The sequence below is a fragment of the Arthrobacter sp. H20 genome, from assembly GCF_000520515.1.
Classification (GTDB): Bacteria; Actinomycetota; Actinomycetes; order Actinomycetales; family Micrococcaceae; genus Arthrobacter_D.
Genome location: NZ_KI914714.1, coordinates 77,384 through 85,790 on the forward strand (window position 1 = coordinate 77,384; position 8,407 = coordinate 85,790).

11 protein-coding genes are annotated in these 8,407 nt (G+C 61.0%); 6 read left to right on the forward strand and 5 right to left on the reverse strand.

Annotated elements, in window-relative coordinates; translation table 11 throughout:
- From Y703_RS17870 to Y703_RS0104150, 3 genes are all read left to right on the forward strand, one after another.
- Nucleotides 1-352, forward strand: a 352-nt coding sequence (locus Y703_RS17870; RefSeq protein ID WP_035763779.1) for a winged helix-turn-helix domain-containing protein, incomplete at its 5' end; no start/stop codon positions are given.
- Nucleotides 353-364: 12 nt separating this feature from the next.
- A complete protein-coding gene (locus Y703_RS0104145; protein WP_026551700.1) occupies nt 365-1,819 on the forward strand; it encodes a sensor histidine kinase in 1,455 nt (484 codons plus the stop codon).
- Nucleotides 1,820-1,913: 94 nt separating this feature from the next.
- Nucleotides 1,914-2,204 carry a WXG100 family type VII secretion target gene (locus Y703_RS0104150; RefSeq protein ID WP_026551701.1) on the forward strand — a complete coding sequence of 97 codons (291 nt, stop codon included), beginning with the start codon at nt 1,914-1,916 and terminating at the stop codon, nt 2,202-2,204.
- Nucleotides 2,205-2,300: 96 nt separating this feature from the next.
- On the opposite strand, the gene groL is transcribed toward Y703_RS0104150, so the two are convergent.
- Nucleotides 2,301-3,938 (reverse strand): chaperonin GroEL, encoded by a 1,638-nt coding sequence (gene groL, locus Y703_RS0104155; RefSeq protein ID WP_019483821.1) that lies wholly within the window; start codon nt 3,936-3,938, stop codon nt 2,301-2,303.
- A gap of 565 nt (nt 3,939-4,503) precedes the next feature.
- Here groL and Y703_RS0104160 point away from each other — a divergent pair.
- Together Y703_RS0104160 and Y703_RS0104165 are read left to right on the forward strand one after the other, a co-directional pair.
- Nucleotides 4,504-4,698: a hypothetical protein gene (locus Y703_RS0104160; RefSeq protein WP_026551702.1), complete on the forward strand. Its 195-nt coding sequence runs from the start codon at nt 4,504-4,506 to the stop codon at nt 4,696-4,698.
- 428 nt (nt 4,699-5,126) lie between these two features.
- Nucleotides 5,127-5,555 carry a hypothetical protein gene (locus tag Y703_RS0104165; protein WP_051427295.1) on the forward strand — a complete coding sequence of 143 codons (429 nt, stop codon included), beginning with the start codon at nt 5,127-5,129 and terminating at the stop codon, nt 5,553-5,555.
- A gap of 149 nt (nt 5,556-5,704) precedes the next feature.
- Here Y703_RS0104165 and Y703_RS0104170 read toward each other — a convergent pair whose 3' ends face one another.
- The 4 genes from Y703_RS0104170 to Y703_RS0104180 all read right to left on the reverse strand — a co-directional run bounded on the left by Y703_RS0104170 (nt 5,705) and on the right by Y703_RS0104180 (nt 7,474).
- On the reverse strand, nt 5,705-6,184 hold the full coding sequence (locus Y703_RS0104170) for a hypothetical protein (protein ID WP_026551704.1): 480 nt from the start codon (nt 6,182-6,184) through the stop codon (nt 5,705-5,707).
- 97 nt (nt 6,185-6,281) lie between these two features.
- Nucleotides 6,282-6,530 (reverse strand): hypothetical protein, encoded by a 249-nt coding sequence (locus tag Y703_RS21915; RefSeq protein ID WP_155849397.1) that lies wholly within the window; start codon nt 6,528-6,530, stop codon nt 6,282-6,284.
- A 106-nt stretch (nt 6,531-6,636) separates the two neighbouring features.
- Nucleotides 6,637-7,020, reverse strand: coding sequence for a hypothetical protein (locus Y703_RS17875; RefSeq protein ID WP_051427296.1), 384 nt, complete (start codon nt 7,018-7,020; stop codon nt 6,637-6,639).
- Between the two features lie 259 nt (nt 7,021-7,279).
- A complete protein-coding gene (locus Y703_RS0104180; protein WP_026551705.1) occupies nt 7,280-7,474 on the reverse strand; it encodes a hypothetical protein in 195 nt (64 codons plus the stop codon).
- A gap of 371 nt (nt 7,475-7,845) precedes the next feature.
- Here Y703_RS0104180 and Y703_RS0104185 point away from each other — a divergent pair.
- Nucleotides 7,846-8,407, forward strand: a 562-nt coding sequence (locus Y703_RS0104185; protein ID WP_026551706.1) for an IS1380 family transposase, incomplete at its 3' end; no start/stop codon positions are given.

Consider the following 8,407-nt stretch of genomic DNA (forward strand, 5'->3'; position numbering starts at 1 on the left):
CGCGGTTCTGCGCCGCACCCAGCCGATGGACGACGACGACGCCGTTATCCGCGTTGACGATCTGGAGCTCGACGACGACGCGCATGAGGTACGCCGGGCCGGCGAGATCATTGACCTCTCCCCCACTGAATTCAAGCTCCTGCGCTACCTGATGATGAACCCCAACCGGGTCCTTTCCAAGGCGCAGATTCTCGATCATGTGTGGGAGTACGACTTCAATGGGGACGCCTCGATTGTTGAGTCCTACATCTCTTACCTCCGGCGAAAGATCGACAAGAATCCTGAGGCGGTAGCCCTGATCCAGACCAAGCGAGGCGTCGGATACCTGCTGCGCACCTCTGACAAACGGTAGGTAACACCCCCCGTGATTGATCGGTGGAAAGCTGCATCGCTGCGATCCCAGCTGGTGGCCATCATGACTCTGCTCATGGTGGTCACTGTTGCGATTACTGGCATCGTCACCGTCTCTCTGCTGCGCGGGAGCCTACTGGACCAGATGGATCGGGATATCCGCGCCAATGCATACGACGTGGCGCAGAATATTCTTCCTGACGGCTCCGCCGATGGAACACTGCTGCGCTTTTATGGCGAGCTGAGGAACCAGGACGGACAGACGGTGCGGTCCACGCTCCCCGAAGAGTCATCCGATGTTCCGGTCATCCCCGAGGTCGACGTCGACGGAGTGATCGCAAGAAAACAGTCCGGGTTTACGGTCCCCGGGACCGCCCAGGGCAGTACTGGCTGGCGGGTAGTCCTTATCCCGCTCACCAATGGCCAGGGAAGCGTCGCGATCGCGTCGAACCTGTCCACCATCAACGCGTCGCTGGAACAGGCCGGTCGACTGATTTTCGCCGTCGGGCTGGGTGCCACCATGGTGGCCAGCGGCATCGCGTTCATCGCCGTAACCCGTCAGTTCAGGCCCTTGGGGCGGGTGGAGCGAACCGCGGCAGCCATTGCTGCCGGCGACCTGTCGCGACGGGTCGAAGTGGAGCGGCCTGCCACTGAGGTCGGACGCCTCTCACGGTCCCTCAACGCGATGCTCGCTCATATTGAGGCAGCGTTCTCCGCCCGGACCGAATCCGAACGCAAGATGCGCCGGTTCGTAGCTGACGCCTCACACGAGCTGCGCACCCCACTGGTGACGATCAGGGGATTCTCGGAGCTGTACCGGCACGGGGCGCTCCAGAATGACGACGACGTGCGCGCGGCCATGGGCCGGATCGAAAGCGAAGCCAAACGGATGGGCGAGCTGGTCGAGGATCTCCTGACACTTGCCCGGATCGACGAACAGCGCCCACTGGATTCCGAGCCCCTTGACCTGGTTATCCTGGGCAACGACGCGGCGCTCGATGCCCGGGCAATCGCCCCGGACCGGGACATCACTGTAATCGGTCTTGACGGAGGGCCGGCGCGGTCCGCCCCCACGGTTGGTGACGAGGCCAGGCTCCGACAGGTGGTGGGCAACCTTATAACCAATGCCCTCAGGTACACCCCCGATGGCACGCCCATCGAGATTGCTGTGGGTATTGCGCCGGTTATTCACGACCGGATGGATTCGGTCATCGAGGTCAGGGACCACGGCCCCGGCATCTCCGAGGAAGATGCGGCCCGAGTCTTCGAACGGTTCTACCGCGCCGACTCCTCACGGTATCGGGAGACCGGTGGCACCGGCCTGGGCCTGGCGATCGTCGCTGCCCTGGTGGCACAGCATGATGGCTCGGTACGGCTGGAGGAGACAGCTGGCGGCGGGGCTACGTTGTCCATCCGTTTGCCACACAGCGCCCCCGAGGCGGACGACTCGCCCTCCACAGTTTCCTAGTCGCACGGGCGCTGTCCACATGGCAGGCTTGCCGCCTCCAGCACTCTCGCGCTGGGCGTAGGGTCGAGGGTGTCAGCTGAAAAGGAGAGGAACCATGGCAAACTTTCAGGTCGATACCGATGCCCTCGCGGCCAAGAGCAGCGAAGTCCAGGGGACCATCATGCGCCTGGAGTCAGAGGTGAGCGCTATGCAGGCCGGCCTGCTGGACCTCGAAATGCTCTGGAAAGGCCAGGCAGCAGCAAATTTCCAGCAGGTTGTGCTGCAGTGGCGTGCCACCCAGGCGCGCGTGGAGGAGTCCCTGGGGGAGATTAACCACGCCCTGACGGTGGCCACGCAGCAGTACGCTGACGCCGAACTCAGCAACGCGCGGATGTTCCTGTACTGAGTCCAGGTGGCTGCCCAACGCCGGAAGGACGGCACCCCTGCGGGGACCGTCCTTCCAGTTGGAGCTAGGCGAGGTGGTTACACCTCGGGGTAGGGGCTAGAAGCCGCCCATACCGCCCATGCCACCCATTTCGTCGCCGCCGCCGCCGCCGGCTGGAGCCTTCTCAGGCTTGTCAGCTACTACGGCTTCGGTGGTGAGGAACAGGCCAGCAATGGATGCCGCGTTCTGCAGTGCAGAGCGGGTGACCTTTACGGGGTCATTGACGCCGGCTGCGAGCAGGTCCTCGTAGACGCCCGTTGCTGCGTTCAGGCCGTGGCCTGCAGGCAGTCCGCGGACCTTGTCGACAACTACGCCTGGCTCGAGGCCAGCGTTGAAGGCGATCTGCTTCAGCGGGGCGTCGATGGCAACGCGAACAATGTTCGCGCCGGTTGCCTCGTCGCCTTCGAGCTGCAGCGAGGCGAAAGCCTTGGCGCCAGCCTGAATCAGGGCTACGCCGCCACCGGCGACGATTCCCTCTTCGACTGCTGCCTTTGCGTTGCGGACTGCGTCCTCAATGCGGTGCTTGCGCTCCTTGAGCTCAACCTCGGTTGCGGCTCCGGCCTTGATGACTGCAACGCCGCCGGCCAGCTTGGCCAGACGTTCCTGCAGCTTCTCGCGGTCGTAGTCGGAGTCGGAGTTCTCGATCTCGGCGCGGATCTGGCTGACGCGACCGGCGATCTCTTCGGCGTTGCCTGCACCCTCGACGATGGTGGTCTCGTCCTTGGTGACAACAACCTTGCGAGCGCTGCCCAGGAGGTCCAGGGTGGCGTTCTCCAGCTTGAGGCCAACTTCTTCGGCAATAACCTGGCCACCGGTGAGGATGGCGATGTCGGCCAGCTGGGCCTTGCGGCGGTCGCCGAAGCCTGGCGCCTTGACGGCTACCGACTTGAACGTGCCGCGGATCTTGTTGACCACCAGGGTGGCCAACGCTTCGCCTTCGATGTCTTCGGCGATGATCAGCAGTGGCTTGCCTGACTGCATGACCTTTTCAAGAACCGCTACGAGGTCCTTGACGTTGGAGATCTTGGAATTGACGATCAGGATGTACGGATCTTCGAGGACCGTTTCCTGGCGCTCAGCGTCGGTGACGAAGTAGCCGGAGATGTAGCCCTTGTCGAACCGCATGCCCTCGGTGAGCTCAAGCTCAAGGCCGAAGGTGTTGGATTCCTCGACGGTGATGACGCCTTCTTTACCGACCTTGTCCAGCGCTTCAGCGATCAGGTCGCCGATCTGCTGGTCACCGGCAGAGATGGACGCAGTTGCGGCGATCTCTTCCTTGGTTTCGATTTCCTTGGCGGAAGCCAACAGCTCGCGAGTGACGGCTTCAACAGCCTTCTCGATGCCGCGCTTCAGGCTCAGAGGATCTGCACCAGCGGCAACGTTCCGCAGGCCTTCCTTGACCAGTGCCTGTGCGAGAACCGTGGCGGTGGTGGTACCGTCGCCGGCGACGTCGTCAGTCTTCTTGGCGACTTCCTTAACCAGCTCTGCGCCGATCTTTTCGAACGGGTCGTCCAGTTCGATCTCCTTGGCGATGGATACACCATCGTTGGTGATCGTGGGGGCGCCCCACTTCTTTTCCAGGACTACGTTGCGGCCACGTGGGCCGAGCGTTACCTTGACGGCGTCGGCGAGGATGTTGAGTCCTCGCTCCAGGCCGCGGCGTGCCTCTTCATCAAAAGAAATGATCTTGGCCATAGTGGCTTAGGTCCTTTCGGGGACAGTACTGCTTATCAGCAAACTAGTGCCCACCGGCTGCGGTGCCCGCGACGGACGGGCATCAGCCAGGACGATCTCTTTACGTCCCGCCGCGACCCTCACCACAGTGGTGTGCGTGTCACATCTGAACCCGCTGACGATTAGCAGTCAGCGGCTTAGAGTGCTAACTCAATAATTAGCACTCTGACTGCTTGAGTGCAAGTGAAGGCTTTCCCACTGGGCACGGGTGACGCCGTACACCACCGAGTCATAAATGGTGCCGCGCACCACCCGTGCGTCGCGGAACCGCGCCTCCTCCGTCCACCCCAGTTTCAGTCCCACCCCGCACATGGCGAGGTTGCCGGACCAGGTGGAGAAATTACGGGGAAGCCGATTGGCCAACCTGGTTCGGTGGTCTCATGTACCCATCGGATCGACAACCAGTCATCCAATGGATAGAAAAAGACAACGGTGCCGGCCTGTTACTCGGTCAAGGATCTGATACTTGGTCTGCACAACAATCACCCGTAGTGCTCTACGCTCCCCACACACCGGCCTCTGGTGCATGCCCCTCTACAACGCTCACTGGTACCCCGAAGGAACACGAGATGCGCAATGGAGTTCCTACGAACAAACCCTCGAACGCGTCATCAACCAGGTCACGGAATCTCTCACCATCGAAGCAACGTTCCTCGACATGTTCTACCCCAGTGCTGAACTGGACTACATACACGGCCTGCCCTCAGGGCCATACGGATGAACGAGGTTTAGGCTCATCACCAAACGACGCGGCCGCGGAAGTGGACACCTATAGACCCGATGAACCACCCTCACGCCAGACGAACAAGACGGTGACTCACCTGCCAGATCTCGGCTGCTGCAACCACGCTCGGCGCCCTACCCATCGGGACCTTTGTCAAACAAGATCGGGACTGCTCTAGGCATGATGAACATCCTTCCACCCGCGAGGCTAATCCCCACAGGTCAGGAGTCAACCAAACCTTCAGCAGTCCCCTTCGTCGGGTGCGGCGATTTTGGTCCCCGTAGAGTGAGTCATCTGCTTGTTGGGAGATATTGACCTTGGGGAGTCGCATGTCAGCCGTACCTCGCGTTGAACGATTCGAAGTATGGGTCGGTGGGCGTTCCCGATGTGAGTTGCTGAGCAGCCTCAGCTCACATGGCATCTTAATGAACGTCCACGCGGAAACCTTGCTTAAGCACGACGTCTTCGACGACCAAGCGCCTCGTCCCGTGGTGATCACAGAGCGCACGGTCGCGGAATTAGGGCTTCCTAGTGGGGCGACGCTAACTCAAATCTTCGAGGTTGCACAGCAACAGGGCTTGTCGTTGTGCCCGGCGGATACCGGCCCCTATTTGCGTATGGCTTTGAACGAGCAGCAGGCTTCCCGTGACTCAGTGATGTCTTCGGGTCGGGCGCCTGAAGGCGGTCTGACCGTGGCCGCTGAAGTGCTGGACGAGGACCCTGAGTATCCGAAGGGCTTCTATCTTCGGGTCGTTAAAGGTCGAGCGTGGCTGCGTGGCTATCAATGCGACGACGAGCATAAGTGGTCCCCGGATGACCGCTTTATCTTTCAGCTTCCACCAGCGCACGTTTGAAGTCAGCCTGGTGCAGGCCAGGCGACGTCGATGCCAGACGTGAAATCGGCGGACGCTAATCCACCATCCGGCCCTCGACCACGCGCCCGCTGGGGGATCCCCAGCTGCGACAACAATGGTCGCCGTCGCAACGGCAACCAGGATTCCCGCTAGAGACTCACTTCGCAGTGCTTCCCAGAGGACTCCCCGTCAACGCTAAATTCAATGCGAAGGGTCCGAGCATTCTCGGGCGGTGAAGGCAGAAATATCCAGGCCGCGTCCCATTCTGTTCCACCACCTGCTACATGCCCACCCGCTTGCCGATATTCGGTGCCAAGGTCATCTGTCACATGCGCTGCTATCCGCTCGAAAAGAACAACCCCAGGCATTTTAGAGGGGACCACTTTACTATCCGGTCCTTCTGCCTTCCGGCGCTCCGACCACTCCTGCAACTCGCGTTCACGCTGGCCATCACGAATCATTGTTTCCAGCCCGCGCACTCCATTGAGGTGAAGTTGAATGCACGGTAGGCCAACCTCCAAGCCGATCCCGCCCAGGGTATTTACGAGGGCAACACCAGCAAACCGGACATCAATGGCGTCACACGTCGCTACAACAAGGTCTCTGGGAGCGTAAGTGATCGTGTTCATGCAAACACCCTAATAGACCGATCTGAGCACCGTCGTATCGAGGGAAAGGAAGTGGTTCACAGCATCGGATCACATACCAGTCCCGCAGGCACATGGGTCAGCGGGACAGTCGAAGCAGGCGATTGATGCAGTACCCGAGCACAACGAGACTGACCATCGCCAAGAGAACACTCCCTGGCCAACCAAGGGCTGGTTCCAACGAGCAGGTGGACGTTGCTCCGGACCCGGTTATGTAGTCGGTGCATTGCCCTGACTGAAGCGCGTAGTTCGAGGCGTTCAGCATAATAATCAGCCCGCAGAGCAGCGCCCAAGGCACCCTGGATCCGGGATCCTCATCGGCATTCATGAGCGAAGCCTATGGTGTTAGCTAGATGATTGCCTTGGGCCAAGTCGGTTTGGGGTCGGATCGCAATCTTCGAAGGGCACATTCGTACCGAGAGGAGATGGCGAGCTCAAGCGGTCGTTGCAGGAGCCCGGTTTCTTTTGCCAGCATTTTCGACGACGGCAGCGATGCCGAGCATCAGAGCCGAGCCTAGGGTGGTTCCGACAGCTACGAGCACGGCGCCCACCGCCCAGAGGCCGTTGCTCTCCATCGTGACCGCCGTGCTAATCCACGCAACGGTGAACGCCGCTGGAAGCGCCAGCAACGCGACGACGAAATGCAGGAGCCGATAAGCGAGTCCGACCACCACGAAGCTGCACAAAAACGCTCCGATGCCCTGCCATATGGCGTAGGGGCCGGCCATTTCGCCAACAGTGGCGTCGTAGTAGTACTCGGTGTCCCAGGCGAACCAGCCGTACCAGAGTGCTGCGGACAGGGCTGCAATCAGGGCCACGAAAGCCCACTGTTGAGCGGGTGGCCGATGACGGTTCCGGGTGAGGCGCATGCTTCACACTAGGCTGCCTGCGCCAACTCGCTGGGATGCCGTGAGGGGTTTTAACCGCGAGTTCGCTTAGGTGCAAGGTCAGCGCCACGTCGACAAACTACTGCGCATCGACGCTGGATCCCTAGGTTCTCCAGTAGTTAAGATCAGAAGCGTAGCCACGATGCCGCAGATGACCCTGAGAGGGAAGCCCCCCAGCTACAGGGAGCTGCTATTCCACAGTGTCGATCGCCGCGCGCCCGCGTCGGTACTCAAGGACGGAGCTGATGAGGACCGCAAAAGCAGCCAGGACCATGACGAGGATCGACACGGGCCCCCACCATTCCGGCAACTGCTCGGCGAGCAGTATTGCGCCCACCCCGAAAACGATCGAGGCTCCAAACAGGTATCGGCTCCATGCGGTCATACTTACAGCCTAATCGCGGCAGAAATCCCGAGATGATGCGTTCGATAGCCGGTCCTCATGCGGGACAGCAGAGCTTGGTGAGTTGGCAACCAAACGGGTGCGGTCCGAGCGTGCCCGTTTGATCAAATTTCTCGTCAGGGATCAGTAGTATCTGCTGACAGTGCTTTGTGCCGGTCCCAGTAGAACTTGATTAGGAAACCTATGGTGATGAGAACAGTCAACGGACCAGTGACCGCGAGGATGGCTCTAGCCTCGGTCTTTCATGAGGTAGTGGCTGGCGGGGTGTGGTTAAACGACGAAAAGTGCTCCTGAGCTGGGAAAATAGTGTTGTTGACGCAAAATTTTCGGCCAGCTGAAGGAGCACCTTTCTGGTGAGTAATACTACCGCTCTCTACCCGTCCGTCCGTGCTGATTCCGCCGGGACCGGGGTGGTGTCCCAGGCCGGCGGGATGATCCTGACTCGGACGGTGCGGGTTTCGGGGATCGGCGCGGGGCTTTCTGAGGCGTTGGGGCCGTGGCGGAAGCCTTTCGCCCGCCATGATCCGGCGAAGATCCTCACTGACCTGGCGTTGTCCCTGGCTACCGGCGGGGACTGTCTCTGCGATGTTGACCGGTTGCGGGCCCAGCCGCAGGTCTACGGGCTCGTGGCTTCGGATCCGACGGTCAGCCGGCTGGTCACTACCCTTTCGAGGATCAGCCCGGGTAAGGCGTTGGCCGCGATCAATGCCGCCCGGGCTGCCGCACGATCCCGTGTGTGGGCAGTCGCCGGGGAACACTCGCCGTTGCACGGGGTCAGCAGGCGCGCCCCGCTGGTTGTGGACTTGGATGCGACGCTGGTGAATTCGCATTCGGAGAAGGAAGACGCCCGCCCGACGTGGAAAAAAGGGTACGGGTTCCACCCGTTGGCGGCGTACCTCGATCACGGGACGGAGG

Coding starts and splice junctions, on each gene's coding strand:
- Y703_RS0104150 (WP_026551701.1), top strand. CDS start 1,914: ATGGCAAACTTTCAGGTCGATACCGATGCCCTCGCGGCCAAGAGCAGC.
- groL (WP_019483821.1), bottom strand. CDS start 3,938: ATGGCCAAGATCATTTCTTTTGATGAAGAGGCACGCCGCGGCCTGGAG.
- Y703_RS0104160 (WP_026551702.1), top strand. CDS start 4,504: ATGCCCCTCTACAACGCTCACTGGTACCCCGAAGGAACACGAGATGCG.
- Y703_RS0104165 (WP_051427295.1), top strand. CDS start 5,127: ATGAACGTCCACGCGGAAACCTTGCTTAAGCACGACGTCTTCGACGAC.
- Y703_RS0104170 (WP_026551704.1), bottom strand. CDS start 6,184: ATGAACACGATCACTTACGCTCCCAGAGACCTTGTTGTAGCGACGTGT.
- Y703_RS21915 (WP_155849397.1), bottom strand. CDS start 6,530: ATGAATGCCGATGAGGATCCCGGATCCAGGGTGCCTTGGGCGCTGCTC.
- Y703_RS0104180 (WP_026551705.1), bottom strand. CDS start 7,474: ATGACCGCATGGAGCCGATACCTGTTTGGAGCCTCGATCGTTTTCGGG.